Below are 18,938 nucleotides of genomic sequence, written 5' to 3'. Positions count from 1 at the left end.
ACGGCTTACTTGATATGCCGCCCACCGTTGACGGTCAGGGTGGTACCGGTGACATAGGGATTGTCCAGCAGGTAACGCACGCTCTGGTAGATCACCTCGGGCCCGGGTTCGATGCCCAGGGCCGACTTGGCCAGGACCTTGGCGCGATAGGCCGCGTCATCGCCTTCGTTGAACATCACCATCGCCGGTGCGATACCGTTGACCTTGATCAGCGGCGCGAACTGTGCGGCAAACGATAACGTGAGGCTGTCGAGCCCGGCCTTGGTGGCGCAATAGGCGATGTGCTGCTGGCTGCCCTTGCGCACCACGTCATCGCTGATATGCACGATATCGGCGGGTGTCGAGCGTTGCAGCAAAGGTGAACAATGCAGGTTGATCAGATACGGCGCAAGCATGTGCACGCTGAACATGTCGATAAAGGCACGGCTTTCGTCGCCCGGGGTTTCGGCGACCCAGGCTGAAGCGTTGTGGATGATTGCTCGCAGGCTTTGAGTATGGGTTTTGACTGCGGCAATGAAAGCCAGCACTCCGGCTTCGCTGGAGAAATCGGCAAACACGCCGATGGCACCGCGCTCACGCAGCGCCTGCACGCCGGGGCGTTCGCTGCGGTAGCTGAACATCACCGCTTGGCCTTCATCCAACAGGCGCTCGGCACAATGCAGGCCGACACGCTGGCCGGCACCGGTGATCAGGATCGGAGCGTTGGTTGCATTCATGGGAGGCTCAAGTCGCTGGCAGGCTCAAACTATACCAGCGCGCCGGCCTCCCTGTACTCAAGCGGCGGCTTCAGTGACTTTGCGAGGGGGCGAAGGGTGCAGCCAGTTCGCCAGCAGATGGGTCGACAGCGGTATAAAGAAATAAACCATCAACGGGGTCAGGGCTGCGGTGCTCACCAGTACGCGGCTGAACAGGTCCAACTCGCTGAGCAGCGGCCCCAGGCCGAAGTTGAACAGCAACGATACCGGGAAAAAAGCCAACCAGATGGCCACCGCCTGTTTCCAGCGTGGCGGGCGGGCACCCGCTGCGCCGAACCAGCCATCGATACCGCTGACACGGTGTTCCGACGGGTTGGCAAATAGCTCGCTGCCACGGCTCAGCCACGCGCTGCGCGAAGCGGAGAACTCCCATGCGTGCAGGGTTTTTTCATCGGCGAAGCGGAAGATGATCTGGAATTCATCATCATGGGGTGGTGGCGCCAGCACGCCGGAGCCCAGGTAACCGGGGAAGTCAGTCGCCAATTGCTCGCCTTCGCGCAGCCAGGCCATCAGTTCTTCGTAGCGACCTTTGGCCACGCGGCGCGCAACCATCAGGGTGACGGGTGAGGTAGACATCGTATATCTCCAAATCAGCAAGTGCGCCGAGCCGGGTAGGCGGCGCACGAACGAAGCTGCGGGGTGGTGCAGCGACGCAAAAGAACAGGCAAGGATTATTCCGGTTTTGCCCAAATACGCCAGAAACTTCGGATGGATCGCCGTAGATCTTGAATCATGCAGTTCAATCGGCGTTAAATAGGATCCAAATTCATACAAGTTTTTTGACTGCTGATGCCTGAAATCACTGCGCCTCTTCGCGAAACGACACCCGACAGCCACACTGACTGCGAGGGCCTGTTTCCGATTCGTGAAGTGGCAAGACTCACAGGCGTGAACCCGGTAACGCTACGTGCCTGGGAGCGTCGCTACGGTTTGATCCAGCCTGTACGCACCGAAAGTGGGCACAGGCTTTACTCAAGCACCGATATCGAAACCGTGCACCGCATCCTCGACTGGATCGAGCGTGGCGTAGCGGTGAGCAAAGTCGGCAAGCTTTTGGCGCGCGACCCACAGCCCAACGAGCCGGCTACAGCGTCACGCAGCGATACCGAGCTGGAGTGGCGCCAATGGCAGGCGCAACTGCGGCAGGCCATCAGTGCCTTTGATGATCGTGAGCTCGACCGGTTGTACGGCCAGATCTTCAGCGTCTATTCGACGACCGTGGTGTTCCAGGACATTTTGGTACCGCTGTGGCAGCAATTGTTACGTCACCAAGGCCGCTTTGGCCAAGCCAGCGAGTGGCTGTTCTTCGACAGTTTCCTGCGCTCGCGCGTCGCACGGTGCCTGCAAATGGCCTGTGCCTCGCCAGTGCCCAGGGTGTTGCTCTCAGCCATTGCCGGAGAGTGCCGTGAGCTGGAGTTGCTGGTGGCGGGCTTGTTGATGTCGAGCGAGAAACTGGCGGTCAAGGTCCTGGGCGTTGGCCAGCCACTGGATGAGTTGACGCTGATCTGCGAGCGCACTCGGCCGCAAGCCCTGGTGCTGTTTTCCAACCATGCCCCTGGCGCAGAGTTGGCGTCACGGCTCAATCGCCTGGCCTTCACCCTCGATTGCCCGTTGTTGCTGGCTGGAGAGGCGTCAGAGCTGGCAGAACTCAGCCTGGAGGGGGCATCGATTGGTTGCCTGGGCAATGACGGGCGCTTGATGCCGCGCCGCTTGCAGCAACTGCTCAGCGGCCATCTGGAGTCTCAGGCATGAACGTGAGGATGGACCAGGCGATGCTGGTGCAGGATGAACTGGCGTAACCGTTCGATCTCATCAGCATCGCTTTGGCTCAGGCGGTAGGCGAACAGGCCGCGGGCGGTTACCCGCTCCAGCGTACCGCGCAGGGCGATGCGTTCGTAGCCGGAAGGGCTGAACCACAGGGAAAACGTCTTTGGCGGTTTGACCCGGCCACGCACCTCTACCAGCACCCCTTTGAATGACACTTCGTGCACCCACAGCGCGCTGGAGTAGCCCTTGATGTTTTCCAGCGCCACCGGCGTTTCAAGCGCCAGGCGCCACGGGCGGATCATCGGCCCATCTTCAAAAATGCTCGGTACGCCCAAGCGTAAATGCACAGCATGAAACTCATCTTCCACCAAGTGCAACGGGAAGGTGAGTTGCTGGTTGTCGAACTGCGCCTGGATGGTGACCTGGTCGTGAGCCGCTAGCCGCGTGAGCAGATCGCGAATCTGTGCGCCGCCATTAACCGTCAGGCTCGACCATGCATCCCGCAGGTTGAGCTGCGGGTTGTGTGTCATGTCCTGGATAAAATCCAGCTCGTCCTGCGTCAATAGCGTGTCGCGTTGCATTGATCTGGCTCAAGGCTGAGGCATTAAAAAGCCATTATCGCTCTAAAGACCGCATTTTTTACAGTTTGTTAAATCCACTCGTCGCCTTGAGTGCGGCGAGCTCGCTCTTGAGCTCGGCCAACTGAGCTTCCAGTTGGGCGACACGCTTTTGTGCCTTGACTTGAGTGGTGACGTCTTTCTGCACACCGACGAAATAGGTTTGCTTGTCGACCTCGTTGTACACGGTCGAAAGCGATAGCTCGTTCCAGAAAGGCGTGCCGTCCTTACGGTAGTTACGCAGGATCTCTCGGCAGGTGCCGCCGCTGTCGAGTGCATCACGAATGGCGATCAAGGCCGGTTGGTCGCGGTCGCCCGCCTGCAGGAAGCGGCAGTCCTGATAGAGGATCTCGTCCAGCGTGTAGCCAGTCATCCTTTCGAAGGCCGGGTTGACGTAGATCAGTGGTTTCTCCCGGCCTTCGCGCTCGGCAACAACGATTCCGTCGTTGGACGCATTGACGACCATTTGCAGCAGTTTGGCGTTAATCATAGAGCGGTCCATGGCCTGGTTTTGACCTTGCCAGTTTATGGCAAGTCTGGAATGTTGCACGGTGCGCACTGAAATATTGGCACGGGCTGCTAATATCCCACGCTTTCACTCAACTACAGGATCAGATTGATGAAAGTCGCCATCCTCTCCGGCTCGGTCTACGGTACGGCTGAAGAAGTCGCTCGCCACGCGGAAGAAATCCTCAAGGACGCAGGTTTCAACGCCTGGCACAACGCGCGTGCCACGCTGGCAGACGTGCAGGCCTTTGCTCCCGATGCATTCCTGGCAGTGACCTCGACCACCGGCATGGGCGAGCTGCCCGACAATCTGCAGCCTCTGTACTCAACCATCCGCGACCAACTGCCCGCCGCCTGGCGCGGCCTGCCGGGAGCGGTCATCGGCCTGGGCGACGCCAGCTATGGCGATACCTTCTGTGGCGGCGGTGAACAAATGCGCGAATTGTTCGCCGAACTGGGCATCCGCGAAGTGCAGCCGATGCTGCGCCTGGACGCCAGCGAAAGCGTCACCCCGGAAGCTGACGCCGAGCCTTGGCTGGCCGATTTGATCACCGCGCTGCGCGGTTGAACCCCAGGGAGCGCCGTTATTGACGGCGCTTGTTTGACACGTATTTGTACTATTCTCTTGACTGACTCGCTCAGTCATCAAGCTGGCTGCCAAGGAAACTCCTTGCGCCTCGGCGTCTGACTAGACTGGCTCTCACTTTAGACACCATAAGAAGTGCGCCAAGGAGGTCATTGCCATGAGCCTAGCCCCTGCACCATCGCCACAAAACGTCAAAGCCCAGGTCAGCGCCGCCGAATGGCAAACCCGCGTGGACCTCGCGGCCTGCTATCGCCTGGTGGCCATGCACGGCTGGGATGACCTGATCTTCACGCATATTTCGGCCAAGGTGCCGGGCACTGAAGATTTCCTGATCAACCCCTATGGGCTGATGTTCCATGAGATCACCGCGTCGAGCCTGGTCAAGGTTGACCAGGCCGGCAATAAGCAAATGGACAGCCCCTACGAGATCAACCCTGCGGGCTACACCATCCACAGCGCCATCCACGAAGTGCGCCACGACGTGACCTGCGTGCTGCACACCCACACCGCTGCCGGCGTGGCGGTGTGTGCGCAAAAGCAGGGTGTATTGCCCATCAGCCAGCAATCGCTGTTTGTGCTCTCCAGCCTGGGCTATCACGCCTATGAAGGCGTGGCGCTCAATCATGAGGAAAAGGCCCGGTTGCAAGCGGATCTGGGTCCGAACAATTTCCTGATGCTGCACAACCACGGCCTGCTGACCTGCGCCGGCACCATCGCCGACACCTTCCTGATGATGTTCACCTTCCAGCGCGCCTGCGAGATCCAGGTACTGGCCCAAAGCGGCGGCACCGAGTTGATCGCCATCGAGCCGCAGATTCTCGCTGGTGCCAAGGCGATGGTGGCAGCTGTCACAAAAAGCGCCCAAGGTATGGGCGGTGCGCTGGCCTGGCCGGCGCTGCTGCGCAAACTGGATAATCAGGACCCCGGGTATAAAAGCTGATGCCACTCGCCGAGATACCGCTCAGAGCCTGGCGCAAGCGCGGCCAGGACTTCGTCTTTCGTGGCCACACCGTGCGGTATTGGGTGGCCGGGCAGGGCGAGCCGTTGCTGCTGATTCATGGTTTCCCCACGGCCAGTTGGGACTGGCACTACCTGTGGCAACCCCTGGCCCAGCGCAACCTGGTGATTGCCTGCGACATGCTCGGCTTTGGCGACTCGGCCAAACCTTTGGACCACGACTATTGCCTGTTGGAACAGGCCGATCTGCAACAGGCGTTGCTTGAGCACCTGCGCGTAGAGCAGCCGGTGCATGTGTTGGCTCATGACTACGGCGACAGTGTCGCCCAGGAATTATTGGCCCGGCATTACGAGGGGCGGTTCCAGATGGCGAGTTGTGTATTTCTCAACGGCGGGCTGTTTCCGGAAACCCATCGGCCGGCGCTGGTGCAAAAGCTGCTGCTCAGCCCGTTGGGCTGGATGATCGGTCGGGCCTTTGGGCGCAATGCCTTGGCCAGCAGTTTCAACCAGATCTTCGGCCCCCAGACGCGGCCCAGTGAAAGCGTGCTGGATGATTTCTGGAGTTTGATCAGTTGCAACGACGGCCCGCGTATCCTGCACAAACTGATCGCCTACATCCCCCAGCGCCGTCGTCTGCGCGAGCGCTGGCTCACGGCCATGCAGCGAGGCGAAGTACCTTTACGGGTGATCGACGGCGAGGTGGACCCGATTTCCGGGGCTCATATGGTCGAGCGCTATCGCCAACTGGTGCCCCAGCCCGACACGATAAGACTGGCCAATATCGGCCATTACCCGCAGATCGAGGCGCCGGTCCAGGTGCTCAAGCATTACCAGGCGTTTCGTGAGCGCATCAGCCAGCCTTCACCGCGCGCGGCCTATTCCTGAGCCTGCGCATCATCCCGCTGCCTTATCAAGCACCATTCAGCCCTGGCCGTCTTTATTGTGACCAAAGGCTGCTTGCGTGACACTCTGCCTATTCCCATTGTCGCCAGCGGAGTTCGGTATGAGTGAGTCAGTGCAGTTCCAGGATAAGGTGGTGATCGTCACCGGCGCCGGTGGTGGCTTGGGCCAGGCCCATGCGCTGCTGTTCGCCAGGCACGGGGCCAAAGTGCTGGTCAACGACCTGGGGGGGTCAACCCAAGGCGAGGGCGCCAACGCCTCGGCGGCCGACCGGGTGGTGGCGCAGATCCGCGCGGCGGGCGGCATTGCCGAAGCCAACCATGACTCCGTCACCGACGGCGACAAGATCGTACAGAACGCCCTGGATGTCTTCGGCCGGGTCGACGTGGTGGTCAACAACGCCGGCATCCTGCGCGACAAGACCTTCCATAAAATGGATGACAGCGACTGGGACCTGGTTTACCGGGTGCACGTCGAAGGCGCCTACAAAGTCACCCGCGCCGCCTGGCCGCATTTGCGCGAGCAGGGTTATGGCCGGGTGATCTTCACGGCGTCGACGTCCGGTATCTACGGCAACTTCGGCCAGTCCAACTACGGCATGGCCAAGTTGGGCCTGTATGGCTTGACGCGTACCCTGGCGCTGGAAGGGCGTAAGAACAACATCCTGGTCAACGCGATTGCCCCCACCGGTGGCACACGCATGACCGAAGGGCTGATCCCGCCGCAGGTGTTCGAGCGCCTCAAGCCGGAACTGGTCAGCCCACTGGTGGTGTACCTGGGCAGTGACGCCTGTGAGGAAACCGCAGGCTTGTTTGAAGTGGGTGGCGGCTGGATCGGCAAGACCCGTTGGGAGCGCAGCCTGGGTGTGGGTTTTGATCCCGAGGCCGGTTTTTCGCCGGAGGATGTGGCCGCGCACTGGCAGCAGATCTGCGATTTCGAAGGGGCTGCGCACCCCAAGGACAATATTGAGGCGCTGAAGGAAATGATGGCCAACTTGCAGAAGTTCAGCCTCTGATCATTGCCGGTAAATCAATGAATCCCACGGGGCGTCGATGACGCCCCGTTTTATTGCAGACATAAAAAAGGCCGCTGCATAGGCAGCGGCCGAAGTAAGACGTTGGATCAAGGAGCGACAAATCAACGTCAGTGAACACCGGGAACAGACTGATTACAGGATCAATCCGTTATAAATCAGCTTTTCTCCCCATTGCGGGAGCGGGCCGTTTGCCCTGAAAGCCAGGTAAGAATAATCGGTTGTAACAGAATGAGTAATAGCAGTTCGGGACAAGGACTATTACCAAATCGACAATAATTGCCCGGCACCATCGATGCCTCTGATAAGCCTTCATCCATCGCATGCATGGCCCGGTCCAGCGCCCGGCCAGAGAACCCCGTCATCCTTTCGAGCGACAACACGAATACCTCCTTGGTGCGCTTATCGCCCCTCAAGGGCGGCAGTAGGGTGGAGCCTTCTGTCACTCACCGGGGAAGACGCATGACAAAAACAATAATGCGCGCCATCTTCACGCCACAGGCGCTGGCCACTGCGGTTGCGCTGGGCTGCTGTGCCCAGGCGCAGGCTGTTTCGTTCAACATCGGCGAGATCGAAGGGCAATTCGACTCCTCGCTGTCGGTCGGCGCCAGTTGGGGCATGCGCGATGCCGACAAAAGCCTGGTCGGCACGGTCAATGGCGGGACGGGCCAGGCGTCCACCGGTGATGACGGGCGCCTCAACTTCAAGAAGGGCGAGACCTTCTCCAAGATCTTCAAGGGGCTGCACGACCTTGAGTTGAAGTACGGCGACACCGGGGTATTCGTGCGTGGCAAGTATTGGTACGACTTCGAGCTCAAGGACGAAGACCGCGAGTTCAAGCCCATCAGCGACCACAACCGCAAGGAAGGCGCCAAGTCCAGCGGTGCGCAGATCCTCGATGCCTTCGTCTACCACAACTACTCCCTGGGCGACCTGCCCGGCACCGTGCGCGCCGGCAAGCAGGTGGTCAGTTGGGGCGAAAGTACCTTCATCGGTAACTCCATCAACAGCATCAACCCGATCGACGTGTCGGCGTTCCGCAGGCCCGGTGCCGAGATCAAGGAAGGCTTGATCCCGGTGAACATGCTGTTTGCCTCCCAGAGCCTGACCAATCAACTGACCGTGGAAGGTTTCTATCAACTGGAATGGGACCAGACGGTGCTCGACAACTGCGGCACCTTCTTCGGCGGGGACGTGGCGGCGGATGGCTGCACCAATAACTACACCGTGGGCAGCCCGGCGATCCGACCGCTACAACCGGTGGCGGCTGCCTTTGGCCAAGGGTTTGGCGTGACCAATGAAGGCGTGATCGTGCGGCGTGCCGGTGACCGCGATGCGCGTGACTCCGGCCAGTTCGGCGCGGCCCTGCGTTGGCTGGGTGATGACACTGAATACGGCCTGTACTTCATGAACTACCACAGTCGCACACCGACCGTCGGCACCCTGACCGCCAATACCAACCTGGCCACCATCGGGCGCATCATCAACACCGCCAACGCCCTGGCGCCCGGTTCCGGGGGCGGTTTGGCGCAAAGCACCATGCTCGGCCGCGGCCAGTACTACCTGGATTACCCGGAAGACATCCGCCTGTTCGGCGCCAGTTTCTCCACCACCTTGCCCACGGGCACGGCGTGGACCGGCGAAATCAGCTATCGGCCCAATGCGCCGGTGCAGCTCAACACCACCGACCTGACCCTGGCCCTGGTCAACCCCATTGCGGGCCAACTCGCCTCACCCATCCGCAGCAATTTCGGCGATGACAACAAAGGCTATCGCCGCAAGGAAATCACCCAGATTCAGAGCACCATGACCCAGTTCTTCGACCAGGTACTGGGCGCCGAGCGCCTGACCCTGGTGGGCGAAGCCGCGGTGGTGCACGTCGCCGGCCTGGAAGACAAAACCAAACTGCGTTACGGCCGAGACTCGGTGTACGGCGCCTACGGTTTTCAAGGTGACACCGACGGTTTTGTCACCTCCACCTCCTGGGGCTACCGGGCGCGGGCGATCCTTGACTACAACAACGCCATTGCCGGTGTGAACCTCAAGCCCAACCTGTCCTGGTCCCATGACGTCGCGGGCTACGGCCCCAACGGCCTGTTCAACAAAGGCGCCAAGGCCATCAGCGTCGGCGTGGATGCGGACTATCGCAGCACCTACACCGCAAGCCTGAGCTACACCGACTTTTTTGGCGGTGACTACAACACCCTGACCGACCGCGACTTCCTCGCCCTCAGCTTCGGCGTGAACTTCTGATCTGGCTTAAAAGAAGGACAAGACCCTATGCGTAAGATGATTGCAGTGTTGGCCCTGAGCGTATTGGCCGCCAACGTAATGGCGGCGGTATCGCCCGAAGAAGCAGCCAAGCTCGGCACTTCCCTGACCCCGGTCGGCGCCGAAAAAGCCGGCAATGCCGATGGCTCGATCCCCGCCTGGACCGGTGGCATCCCCAAAAACGCCGGCACGGTGGACAGCAAGGGCTTCCTCTCCGACCCCTTCGCTAACGAAAAACCGCTGTTCGTGATCACCGCCGCCACGGTGGACAAGTACAAGGACAAACTCTCCGACGGCCAGGTGGCGATGTTCAAGCGCTACCCCGAGACCTACAAGATCCCGGTGTACCCCAGCCACCGCACGGTCAACTTGCCGGCGGACATTTACGAGTCGATCAAGCGAAGCGCCCTGAATGTGAAGGCGATCAACGATGGCAACGGCCTGGAGAACTTCACCGGCAACCGTTACTACGCGTTCCCTATCCCCAAGAATGGCGTCGAGGTGCTGTGGAATCACATCACCCGTTACCACGGCGGCAACCTGCGGCGCATCATCACCCAGGCCACGCCCCAGACCAATGGCAGCTACACGCCGATCCGTTTCGAAGAAGAAGTAGCGGTGCCGCAAGCCATCCCGGATATCGACCCGGCCAAGGCCGCCAACGTGCTCAGCTATTTCAAGCAGTCGGTCACCGCGCCGGCGCGGCTGGCGGGCAACGTGCTGCTGGTGCATGAAACCCTCGACCAGGTGAAGGAACCGCGCCTGGCCTGGATCTACAACGCCGGCCAGCGCCGTGTGCGGCGTGCACCGCAGGTGTCTTACGACGGCCCGGGTACCGCCTCCGACGGCCTGCGCACTACCGACAACTTCGACATGTTCTCCGGCGCACCCGACCGTTATGACTGGAAACTGGTGGGCAAGAAGGAGATGTACATCCCTTACAACAGCTACAAGCTCGATTCGCCGAGCCTCAAGTACGACGACATCATCAAGGCCGGCCATATCAACCAGGACCTGACCCGTTACGAGTTGCACCGCGTGTGGGAAGTGGTCGGCACCGTCAAGCCCAGCGAGCGGCACATCTATGCCAAACGCCATATGTTCATCGACGAAGACAGCTGGCAAGTCGCCCTGGTGGACCACTACGACGGCCGCGGCCAACTGTGGCGTGTTGCCGAAGGCCATGCGCAGTTCTATTACGACCACCAGGTGCCGGCCTACACCGTGGAAACCCTGTACGACCTGATTGCAGGGCGCTACATCGCGCTGGGCATGAAGAACGAGGAGAAGAGCAGCTTCGTGTTCGGCTTCGCGGCCAAGGCGGCGGACTACACCCCGGCTGCACTGAGATCGGAGGGCGTTCGCTGATTCCACACTGAAATGAGGTTGAAAATGTGGGAGCTGGCTTGCCTGCGATAGCGGTGGGCCAGGCCGCTCATCGATTGCTGTTGCACCGCCATCGCAGCATAGATATCTACACAACTTTGTAGGCTGTAGCGGCAGACGGTAACTACGATGCGAAGCGAGTCGCCCTTGATCTTGATCTGTTTTTGATCTTGATCTTAGGCGCCCCCCCCAAATCACTGGCGGATTACGGGCACACCGAGCCAAAGCGAGGTGCCGAGTGGTGGGGGCAAGAGCCCTTTTGGTTACTTTTGGCTGGGCCGGCATTCCGGGCTCTTTTCCAAAAGTGACCCGCTGTAAAAGCGGAACCCTAAGTGGCCGTTACAGCAGGAATGGATATGTACACGGTCCAACTGTGTTGACTGTCAGGCCGTCTTCGCAGGCAAGCCAGCTCCCACATTTTGACTGCGGCGCGTCAGGTAGATAAGCGTCGGCTGTCAGTCCGTCACGGGAGCAAGCTCCCTCGCCACAGGTCCAGCGTCGCACCAAAGTTGTGTAGATACCTATGGCCATCGCAGGCAAGCCAGCTCCCACACTGAAGGGCGTATACCTTGGTTTTTATGGTCTTCAATCAACCCGCTGAATACTTCTTCAACAACCGCCAACCACAGGTCTAGGGTGACGCAACAATAAAAACAGCAGGATGCAGCAATAACCGCCATGACCCGCTGCCTGGACCGTCCTGGATTTATGCCACGGCTGTCCGCCCACCATGCGTTGCGTGCGCGGCTGACTGTGCCTCTGCTGACGGCGCAGGCGCGGGTAAGGTTGCTGTGCGCACCGGGAGGCAGTGGCAAGAGCGCGTTGCTCGCCGAGTGTGCGCTGCAGGCGCCGAAGGGCTGTCAGGTGGTGTGGATGCCACTCAACGGTGCCGCGCTCAGCCCCTTGGAGTTCTGCGCACGGCTGGCGCAGCAGCTTGGCTTGCCGTTTGTGGATGAAGCCACGTTATTGCTCGACTTGGGCCGTTGGCCACACACCACGTGGTTGTTTCTGGATGATTTCTGTCGCTCGCCTGCGCCTGAGCTGGATGCGCTGCTGGACCGTTTGCTCGCCGCTGGCAGCCCGCAGTTGACCTGGTGGCTGGGCGCGCGACGGCGCCCGTTGTGCAATTGGCCACGCCTGTTGCTCGACGATGAGTTGCTGGAGTGCAGCGAGTTGTTTTTCAGCGCTGAGGAAGTCGAGCAACTGCTCGCCCCGGGGCATAGCGTCGACAGCGTGATGCAGTTCAGCGCCGGTTGGTGCGCCGGTGTGCGTATCGCCTTGCTGGGCGACGGCCACCCCGACAAGACCCTGCTCGATTACCTGCAGCATGAGCTGTTCAACACCTTGTCGGCGCCATTGGCTGAGGCTTGGCGCGTGCTGGCCCATCTGCCGCGTTTCAACCTGAACCTGTGTGAGTACTTGTTCGGTGGTGGTGACGGCGCTGAGCATTTGCGCGAATTGCAGGCACTGGGTGCGTTTATCCAGCCCTGGGAAGACACCAGCGACTGGCTCCACATTTTCCCACCGTTGGCGCGATTGCTGCGCGACGAACCCTGGCCGGCCAAACGCTCCTGGCACCGACGCGCGTGCCAATGGTTCAGCGCCGAGGGTGACTGGCAGGCCGCGTTCGAGCAGGCGTTGCTGGCGCAGGAATATGAAGTGGCGGTGAGCCTGTTGCAGCACTTCAGTTTCGAGGATTTGTTTCGCCAGCAGAACGCCGTGCTGCTGTTGCGCCTGCATGAACAGCAGGGCGATGAATTGATGTTGGGGTCGGCGCAACTGGTGGGGCTGCTCACGGCCGCGTTGTTGTTTGCCGGGCGCTTCGAACAGGCGGCCTTGTGCATCGACCAACTGGCCCGGTTCGCCCCGCAACCGACGCCCGCCGCGCAGCGCTATCTGCTGGCGCGCTGGCAGGCGCAGTGGGGCTGGTTGCTGCATTTGAGCGGCGACGCCGAACGCTCCCGCGAGCACTTTCTCGAAGCCCTGCAAGCGTTGCCCGACAGCGCCTGGACATCGCGCCTGATGTGCCTCTCGGGCCTGACCCAGCAAGCCTTGCTGCGCGGTGAGTTGGAGGCCGCCCAACGCTTGAACCGTGAAGCGCTGTGCCTGGCCCGGGTCCACGGTTCGCTGGTATTGGAGGCCCTGCTGGAGTTGGACCACGCCCAATTGCTGGAGCAGCGTGGCGCGCCGTACCGGGCGCAAAGCCTGTTGGAAACGGTGCAAGCGATGTTGGCCGGGCAACGGCTCAACGCCGGGCCGTTGGTGGGGCGTATTGTTCTGCGCCGCGGGCATCTGGCCTTGCGTCAGGGCCAGGACGGCCTGGCCGCCGAATGTTTCGAGGCCGGCTTGAGCATGTGCCTGCAGAGCCAGGACAAGCGCGTTCTGTACGGCTTTCTGGGCCTGGCGCTATTGGCGGCCAATCGTGGCGACTACGCGCAGGCCTTCATTCAATTACGCGACGCCGAACGCCTGATGCAGCAGCGCCATGTGCCCGACACGGTGTACCGTGCGGTACTGCTGTTGGTCAGTGGGCACTTCTGGTTGCAGCAAGGCCGCGCCGAATTGACGGTGCAAGCCGTGCGCCGGGTGTTGCGCCACTTTCGCGGGCCTTGCGCCAAGCAGGCACCGCCGGCCACCTTGGAGCTGATCCCGCGCCTGGAATATTTGCTGGTACTGGCCGAGGTCAAGCTGGGCTGTGCCGAGCAACCTATCGCACGGCTCAATGCCTTGCTCGACACCTCACGGCAACGCGGCATGCTTTGCCTGGAAACCGAATTGCACCTGGTGCTGGGTGAAGTGACCTGGCAGCTTGGCGACCCGGCGTTGGCGCGTCGGTCGCTGCAAGCTGGCTTGGCGCTGGCAGAGCGTTGCCAGGTGCAGCAGGCGGTCCGCGAGTTGCGTTTACGCGCCCCGGGACTTTTGAGTGAGCTGGGCCTGGAGCCCCAGGCCGCGCCTGCCGGGGCGGCGCAGAACCCGCTGAGCCAGCGTGAGCTGGAGGTGCTGCAACTGATCGCCTGGGCAACTCCAACCTGGAAATCGCTGATCGCCTGTATATCTCCCTGCATACCGTCAAGACGCATGCGCGGCGTATCCACAGCAAACTCGGGGTAGAGCGACGCACCCAGGCGGTGGCCAAGGCGAAGACGTTGGGCTTGATGGTCTAGGCGCAGAATGCTTGGCGGTATTGGCCCGGCGTGGCGCCCATGGCGTGGCGAAAGCGCTGGTTGAAATGACTGGCGCTGGAAAAACCGCACAGCAAGGCCAGCTCACTGATCGGCAAAACGCTGCTGCGCAGCAGGTTTTTCGCTCGCGCCAGACGCCGTGCCAGCAGGTATTGATGGGGCGGCACGCCGAAGCTTTGGCGGAACATTCGGGCGAAATGGTATTCGGACAGCGCGCACATGGCGGCCAACTGGCCGAGGCTGATGGCGTCTTCCATATGTTGATCGATGTACTCCACCAACCGCCGCCGTTGGTGCGCGGCCAACCCGCCTTTCAAGCGCAAGCCTTCGCGGGCGCCGACCTGGTTGAGCAAGGTATGGCTGAGCAGTTCGTGGGCCAGGCTGCTGGTCAGCAGGCGCTCGCCGGGCTCGTGCCAGTTGAGGCTGACCAACTGGTGAAAACGCCTGGCCTGGAACGGGTCTTCAAGGAAGGTGCCCTCACGCAAGTGCAGCTCCCGTGGCTCACGGTCCAGCAGGGTGACGCAGCCGAGGGCAAATTGTTCCGGGCTGAAATACAGGTGGGCCAGGCGAATATCGCCATTGATTACCCAGGCCGACTGATGCTCGGCCGGCAGGATGCACAGTTTGTCGGGGCCGCCCTTGAGGCCAGGCTGATCACGCCGAAAGGTGCCTGTGCCACCGCCGATGTAGCAGGACAAGGTGTGATGGCTGGGAGCCTGGTAATCCTGGGCGTCATGGTGGTTGCTCCACACAGCCGCAGCCAACCCGTCACCGAGCTCGGCGCAGGCTTGCAGGCGTGCGTGGGGCGAGCGGTTGAGGGCTTGGAAGACGTGCAGCGTTTGCAGCTCTGGCATGGTGTGTTCTCCGACACCCTGCATCCTACGCTCCACGGCTGGCGCTGTGAGCCCATCGCCCGACAAAAGCGCAAGAATGTGCAAGAGCCTGCACGGGGTTGAAGGCCACACTGTGGCTCAATCGACGGAGCCGGCTATGAATCTTTTCCTGTATCTACTCACGGTGCTCATCTGGGGCACCACTTGGATCGCCCTCAAATGGCAGTTGGGCGTGGTCGCGATTCCTGTGTCGATTGTCTATCGCTTCGGCCTGGCCGCTCTGGTGCTGTTCGTGCTGTTGCTGCTCAGCCGCAAGTTGCAGGTGATGAACCGGCGCGGGCACATGATCTGCCTGGCGCAGGGGCTGTGCCTGTTCTGCGTCAACTTCATGTGCTTTCTCACCGCCAGCCAATGGATTCCCAGCGGCCTGGTGGCGGTGGTGTTCTCCACGGCGACCTTGTGGAACGCGCTCAATGCCCGGGTGTTTTTCGGCCAGCGGGTGGCGCGTAACGTGCTGATGGGCGGGGCGCTTGGGTTGTTGGGGCTGGGCTTTTTATTCTGGCCGGAGCTGGTTGGGCATACCGCCAGCCCGCAAACCTTGTTGGGCCTGGGCTTGGCCCTGCTGGGCACCCTGTGCTTCTCGGCGGGCAACCTGTTATCGAGCCTGCAACAGAAGGCCGGGCTCAAGCCGCTGACCACCAACGCCTGGGGCATGGCCTATGGGGCGGCGATGCTGGCGACCTATTGCGCACTACGTGGTATTCCCTTCGAGATGGACTGGAGTGCGCGGTATATCGGCGCGCTGTGGTACCTGGTAATCCCAGGCTCGGTGATTGGTTTTACCGCGTACCTCACCCTGGTGGGCCGCATGGGGCCGGAGAAAGCGGCGTATTGCACGGTGCTGTTTCCGGTGGTGGCGCTGAATGTGTCGGCCGTGGCCGAGGGTTACCAGTGGACGACGCCGGCGTTGATGGGGCTAGTGCTGGTGATGCTGGGGAATGTGCTGGTGTTTCGTAAGGCCCGTGCACTCGATTGTTCCCACGCTCTGCGTGGGAATACCGCTCGGGACGCTCCGCGTCCGCTCTCGAGGCCATGATGCGGAGCGTCGGGTGAGGCATTCCCACGCGGAGCGTGGGAACGATCACCGATCACTTGAGGCCTAGCCGCTTGGCCATGCGCCCCAGGTTGGCGCGGTCCAGGCCCAGTTCGCGGGCGGCGCTGGCCCAGTTGTGCTGATGGCGTTCCAGGCAGGCGCTGATGAGTTGGCGCTGGTAATGCTCGGTGGCCTGGCGCAGGTCGCCGCTGACCACCGGGAGGGCAGGGGCCGGTGCCTCTTCGGCCGCAGCCGCAGTCACGTCGGGCAAGTCCAGGTCCAGGGCGCTCAGGCTGAGAATCTTCGGGCGCTCACGGCAGTTGCCCAGGGCTTTCAACGCGCTGCGTCCGATCAAGTGCTCCAGCTCGCGCACATTGCCGGGCCAGTTGTAGGCCGTTAGGGCCGCCTGGGCATCTCCGGTCAGGCGCAGGCTGCCCAGGCCCATGCGTGAGCGGTTCTGTTCGAGGAAGAACCCCGCCAATAGCAGCACATCACGTCCGCGCTCGCGCAGCGCTGGCACTTGCAGTGGGTAGACGCTCAAACGGTGGTAGAAGTCGGCACGGTAGCGGCCATTGCGCACCTCTTCGGCAAGGTCGCGGTTGGTGGCGGCAATCAGGCGCACATCCACCTGGTGCTCCTTGTCCGACCCCAGGCGCTGCAACTGGCCGCTTTGCAGCACGCGCAGCAACTTGGCCTGCACGGTCAACGACAACTCACCCACTTCATCCAGGAACAAGGTACCGCCATTGGCCAGTTCGAACTTGCCCCGGCGCTCGTTCGACGCGCCAGTAAAGGCGCCGCGCACATGACCGAACAGTTCGCTCTCTACCAAGGTCTCGGGCAGGGCTGCACAGTTGAGGCTGATCAGCGGTTTGTCGGCGCGGGAGGAGGCGGCGTGGATCGCCTGGGCCACCAATTCCTTGCCGACCCCGGTTTCGCCGGTAATCAGCACGGTCAAGTCACTGCCGCCGACCAGGTTGATTTCCTCGACCAGGCGCTTGTGCGCTTTGCTCTGGCCGATCATTTCCTTGGGCTGCTGGCCACTGGCCTGGCGATAGATCTCGGCGCGCTGGTGCTCGTCTTCGGCCCGCAGCGCCAGGCGCTCGATGCGTTCAGCCACGTTGACGGTGGCCGCGGCGAGGCTGGCGAAGGCTTGCAGGGCGTCCAGCTCGACCCGTTCAAAGCGCTCGGTATCGAGGGCGTCCAGGGTCAGCAGCCCCCAGGGCTGGTCGTCGATAAACAGCGGGCAGCCCATGCAGTCGTGGACTTCCAACTGGCCGTGCAAACCGGCGACCAAGCCGTCATAGGGGTCGGGCAATTGGCTGTCACTGTCGAAGCGGGTAGGGCCGGGGCTGCTCAGCAGGATCTCGAAGCGCGGATGTTCGCTGACCTTGAAGCGTCGCCCCAAGGTATCGGCGCTCAAGCCGTCCACGGCCAGCGGCACCAACCACTCGCCGTCCAGGCGTAACAACGCGGCGGCGTCGCAGGGCAGCAGTGCACGCATGGCTTGCAGCAGGCGCCGGTAGCGCTCGCCTTCGGGCAAGTCCCGGGACAGGTCAGCGACCAGCGGCAGTAAGGTGGTGAGCAGTGGTTGTGCAGTCATAATGACTCCCTGTAGTCCTTATGACTATAAAGTGTAGGAAGTCATACTGACTACACAATATTTAAGTTATTGAAAATAAATGATTTTTAAGTTGGCACGATTACTGACTGCCTAAAAGCAATCAGTAAGAAGACCCAGGAGTCTCCCATGCTTAGTGCCCAAGACCGTGCCATCATCAAATCCACTGTGCCCCTGCTGGAAAGCGGCGGCGAAGCGCTGATCACCCATTTCTATCGCATGATGCTGTCCGAGTATCCCGAAGTCCGCCCGCTGTTCAACCAGGCCCACCAGGCCAGTGGTGACCAGCCTCGCGCCCTGGCCAATGGCGTGCTGATGTACGCGCGGCATATCGACCAGTTGGACCAACTGGGCGACCTGGTGGCCAAGATCATCAACAAACACGTGGCGTTGCAGATTCTGCCGGAGCATTACCCCATTGTTGGCGCCTGCCTGCTGCGGGCTATTTCCGAAGTGCTGGGCAGCGAGATTGCCACCCCCGAGGTCATGAGCGCCTGGGGCGCGGCCTACGGCCAGTTGGCGGACATTCTGATCGGCGCCGAAGCGGCCATCTACGACGAAAAAGCCCAGGCGCCCGGCGGCTGGCGGGGGGCGCGGGCGTTCCTGTTGGTCAAGCGCGTGGAGGAGAGCGACGAGATCATCTCCTTCTACTTCGCGCCGGTGGACAACGGCCCGATCCTGGCCGCAGCGCCCGGCCAGTACATCGGCCTGAAACTGGTGCTCGATGGCGAGGAAGTGCGTCGCAACTATTCCCTGTCGGCCCTCACCGACACCGGGCTGTACCGCATCAGCGTCAAGCGCGAAGCGGGCGGGCGGGTCTCCAATTACCTGCACGACCAGATGCATGTCGGCGCGACCATTGACCTGTTCCCGCCGTCGGGCGAGTTCACCCTGGCCGCCAGTGATAAACCGCTGGTGCTGATCAGCGGCGGGGTAGGCATTACGCCCACGCTGCCAATGCTCGAAGCCGCCCTGGCAACCGAGCGCCCGGTGCATTTCATCCATTGTGCCCGTAACGGCGGGGTGCATGCGTTCCGTGACTGGGTGGACACCCTGGCGGCCAAGCATCCGCAGCTCAAGCGTTTCTACTGCTACGCCGAGGATGACGGCATCAGCCCGGCGGCAGACAAGGTCGGGATGCTCAACCAGGAGCAACTGGCGGCCTGGTTGCCTGAGCAGCGTGATATTGATGCTTACTTCTTGGGCCCCAAGGGCTTCATGGCGGCGATCAAGCGGCATCTCAAGGCGCTGGGTGTGCCGGAGAAGCAGGCGCGCTATGAGTTCTTTGGCCCGGCGGCGGCGCTGGAATAATCCTCCCTAGCAACAACACTGTCCAAAATGTGGGAGCGGGCTTGCTCGCGAAAGCGGTGTGTCAGTCAATACATGTGTCTCTGATACTCCGCCTTCGCGAGCAAGCCCGCTCCCACATT

16 protein-coding genes and 1 pseudogene are annotated in these 18,938 nt (G+C 61.5%); 10 read left to right on the top strand and 7 right to left on the bottom strand.

Going from position 1 to position 18,938, the window contains the following annotated elements:
* Positions 1-5: 5 nt before the first annotated feature.
* Both folM and BT204_RS14715 read right to left on the bottom strand, forming a co-directional pair.
* Positions 6-716, bottom strand: coding sequence for a dihydromonapterin reductase (gene folM / locus BT204_RS14720; protein ID WP_054921547.1), 711 nt, complete (start codon positions 714-716; stop codon positions 6-8).
* Between the two features lie 57 nt (positions 717-773).
* Entirely contained in the window at positions 774-1,331 is a 558-nt protein-coding gene (locus tag BT204_RS14715; RefSeq protein ID WP_054896973.1) for a putative antibiotic biosynthesis monooxygenase, read from the bottom strand.
* Positions 1,332-1,544: 213 nt separating this feature from the next.
* On the opposite strand from BT204_RS14715, the gene BT204_RS14710 reads away from it, so the two are divergent.
* On the top strand, positions 1,545-2,507 hold the full coding sequence (locus BT204_RS14710; protein WP_054896972.1) for a MerR family transcriptional regulator: 963 nt from the start codon (positions 1,545-1,547) through the stop codon (positions 2,505-2,507).
* Here the strand turns inward: BT204_RS14710 and BT204_RS14705 are convergent.
* Together BT204_RS14705 and BT204_RS14700 are read right to left on the bottom strand one after the other, a co-directional pair.
* Positions 2,498-3,103 (bottom strand): hypothetical protein, encoded by a 606-nt coding sequence (locus tag BT204_RS14705; RefSeq protein ID WP_034128738.1) that lies wholly within the window; start codon positions 3,101-3,103, stop codon positions 2,498-2,500. The two genes, BT204_RS14710 and BT204_RS14705, sit on opposite strands and share 10 nt — an antisense overlap.
* 58 nt (positions 3,104-3,161) lie before the next feature.
* Positions 3,162-3,629 carry a PAS domain-containing protein gene (locus tag BT204_RS14700; RefSeq protein WP_057975048.1) on the bottom strand — a complete coding sequence of 156 codons (468 nt, stop codon included), beginning with the start codon at positions 3,627-3,629 and terminating at the stop codon, positions 3,162-3,164.
* A gap of 129 nt (positions 3,630-3,758) precedes the next feature.
* Between BT204_RS14700 and BT204_RS14695 the strand changes: the two genes are divergently transcribed.
* The 4 genes from BT204_RS14695 to BT204_RS14680 all read left to right on the top strand — a co-directional run bounded on the left by BT204_RS14695 (position 3,759) and on the right by BT204_RS14680 (position 7,104).
* Positions 3,759-4,214 carry a flavodoxin gene (locus tag BT204_RS14695; RefSeq protein WP_014719876.1) on the top strand — a complete coding sequence of 152 codons (456 nt, stop codon included), beginning with the start codon at positions 3,759-3,761 and terminating at the stop codon, positions 4,212-4,214.
* A 175-nt stretch (positions 4,215-4,389) separates the two neighbouring features.
* A complete protein-coding gene (locus tag BT204_RS14690) occupies positions 4,390-5,172 on the top strand; it encodes a class II aldolase/adducin family protein (RefSeq protein WP_054896970.1) in 783 nt (260 codons plus the stop codon).
* The gene (locus tag BT204_RS14685; RefSeq protein WP_054921550.1) at positions 5,172-6,074 is read left to right on the top strand and encodes an alpha/beta fold hydrolase; all 903 of its coding nucleotides are present in this window, start codon (positions 5,172-5,174) and stop codon (positions 6,072-6,074) included. Before BT204_RS14690 ends, BT204_RS14685 begins: the two co-directional genes overlap by 1 nt.
* Positions 6,075-6,192: 118 nt before the next feature.
* Positions 6,193-7,104, top strand: coding sequence for an SDR family oxidoreductase (locus BT204_RS14680; protein ID WP_034128734.1), 912 nt, complete (start codon positions 6,193-6,195; stop codon positions 7,102-7,104).
* 176 nt (positions 7,105-7,280) lie between these two features.
* On the opposite strand, the gene BT204_RS27455 is transcribed toward BT204_RS14680, so the two are convergent.
* Positions 7,281-7,505: a hypothetical protein gene (locus BT204_RS27455; RefSeq protein WP_125919831.1), complete on the bottom strand. Its 225-nt coding sequence runs from the start codon at positions 7,503-7,505 to the stop codon at positions 7,281-7,283.
* A 79-nt stretch (positions 7,506-7,584) separates the two neighbouring features.
* On the opposite strand from BT204_RS27455, the gene BT204_RS14675 reads away from it, so the two are divergent.
* The 3 genes and pseudogenes from BT204_RS14675 (at position 7,585) to BT204_RS14665 (ending at position 13,943) form a co-directional block, all read left to right on the top strand.
* Positions 7,585-9,375, top strand: coding sequence for a DUF1302 domain-containing protein (locus tag BT204_RS14675; protein ID WP_014719872.1), 1,791 nt, complete (start codon positions 7,585-7,587; stop codon positions 9,373-9,375).
* Positions 9,376-9,402: 27 nt separating this feature from the next.
* Positions 9,403-10,761: a DUF1329 domain-containing protein gene (locus BT204_RS14670; protein ID WP_054896968.1), complete on the top strand. Its 1,359-nt coding sequence runs from the start codon at positions 9,403-9,405 to the stop codon at positions 10,759-10,761.
* A gap of 687 nt (positions 10,762-11,448) precedes the next feature.
* A pseudogene (locus BT204_RS14665) lies at positions 11,449-13,943 on the top strand (LuxR C-terminal-related transcriptional regulator).
* On the opposite strand, the gene BT204_RS14660 reads toward BT204_RS14665, so the two are convergent.
* Positions 13,940-14,815, bottom strand: a complete 876-nt coding sequence (locus BT204_RS14660; RefSeq protein WP_057975162.1) for a helix-turn-helix domain-containing protein — start codon at positions 14,813-14,815, stop codon at positions 13,940-13,942. The pseudogene BT204_RS14665 and the gene BT204_RS14660 sit on opposite strands and share 4 nt — an antisense overlap.
* Positions 14,816-14,951: 136 nt before the next feature.
* On the opposite strand from BT204_RS14660, the gene BT204_RS14655 reads away from it, so the two are divergent.
* Entirely contained in the window at positions 14,952-15,890 is a 939-nt protein-coding gene (locus tag BT204_RS14655) for a DMT family transporter (RefSeq protein WP_072447247.1), read from the top strand.
* 52 nt (positions 15,891-15,942) lie between these two features.
* On the opposite strand, the gene norR is transcribed toward BT204_RS14655, so the two are convergent.
* Positions 15,943-17,490 carry a nitric oxide reductase transcriptional regulator NorR gene (gene norR, locus BT204_RS14650; RefSeq protein WP_072447245.1) on the bottom strand — a complete coding sequence of 516 codons (1,548 nt, stop codon included), beginning with the start codon at positions 17,488-17,490 and terminating at the stop codon, positions 15,943-15,945.
* Between the two features lie 147 nt (positions 17,491-17,637).
* On the opposite strand from norR, the gene hmpA reads away from it, so the two are divergent.
* Positions 17,638-18,819 carry an NO-inducible flavohemoprotein gene (hmpA, locus tag BT204_RS14645; RefSeq protein ID WP_054896963.1) on the top strand — a complete coding sequence of 394 codons (1,182 nt, stop codon included), beginning with the start codon at positions 17,638-17,640 and terminating at the stop codon, positions 18,817-18,819.
* Positions 18,820-18,938 lie beyond the last annotated feature (119 nt).

Source organism: Pseudomonas sp. NFPP02, assembly GCF_900119355.1.
Lineage (GTDB): Bacteria > Pseudomonadota > Gammaproteobacteria > Pseudomonadales > Pseudomonadaceae > Aquipseudomonas > Aquipseudomonas paracarnis.
Note: the sequence above shows the minus strand (reverse complement) of the source record. Positions and strands in the feature narration are given on the sequence as shown.

Bases quoted from the DNA above. Each gene is read 5' to 3' on its own strand.
- BT204_RS14660 (WP_057975162.1), bottom strand. From the start codon at position 14,815: ATGCCAGAGCTGCAAACGCTGCACGTCTTCCAAGCCCTCAACCGCTCG.
- hmpA (WP_054896963.1), top strand. From the start codon at position 17,638: ATGCTTAGTGCCCAAGACCGTGCCATCATCAAATCCACTGTGCCCCTG.
- BT204_RS14685 (WP_054921550.1), top strand. From the start codon at position 5,172: ATGCCACTCGCCGAGATACCGCTCAGAGCCTGGCGCAAGCGCGGCCAG.
- BT204_RS14670 (WP_054896968.1), top strand. From the start codon at position 9,403: ATGCGTAAGATGATTGCAGTGTTGGCCCTGAGCGTATTGGCCGCCAAC.
- folM (WP_054921547.1), bottom strand. From the start codon at position 716: ATGAATGCAACCAACGCTCCGATCCTGATCACCGGTGCCGGCCAGCGT.
- BT204_RS14695 (WP_014719876.1), top strand. From the start codon at position 3,759: ATGAAAGTCGCCATCCTCTCCGGCTCGGTCTACGGTACGGCTGAAGAA.
- BT204_RS14655 (WP_072447247.1), top strand. From the start codon at position 14,952: ATGAATCTTTTCCTGTATCTACTCACGGTGCTCATCTGGGGCACCACT.
- BT204_RS14715 (WP_054896973.1), bottom strand. From the start codon at position 1,331: ATGTCTACCTCACCCGTCACCCTGATGGTTGCGCGCCGCGTGGCCAAA.
- BT204_RS14675 (WP_014719872.1), top strand. From the start codon at position 7,585: ATGACAAAAACAATAATGCGCGCCATCTTCACGCCACAGGCGCTGGCC.
- BT204_RS14700 (WP_057975048.1), bottom strand. From the start codon at position 3,629: ATGATTAACGCCAAACTGCTGCAAATGGTCGTCAATGCGTCCAACGAC.
- BT204_RS14680 (WP_034128734.1), top strand. From the start codon at position 6,193: ATGAGTGAGTCAGTGCAGTTCCAGGATAAGGTGGTGATCGTCACCGGC.
- BT204_RS14690 (WP_054896970.1), top strand. From the start codon at position 4,390: ATGAGCCTAGCCCCTGCACCATCGCCACAAAACGTCAAAGCCCAGGTC.
- BT204_RS14710 (WP_054896972.1), top strand. From the start codon at position 1,545: ATGCCTGAAATCACTGCGCCTCTTCGCGAAACGACACCCGACAGCCAC.
- norR (WP_072447245.1), bottom strand. From the start codon at position 17,490: ATGACTGCACAACCACTGCTCACCACCTTACTGCCGCTGGTCGCTGAC.
- BT204_RS14705 (WP_034128738.1), bottom strand. From the start codon at position 3,103: ATGCAACGCGACACGCTATTGACGCAGGACGAGCTGGATTTTATCCAG.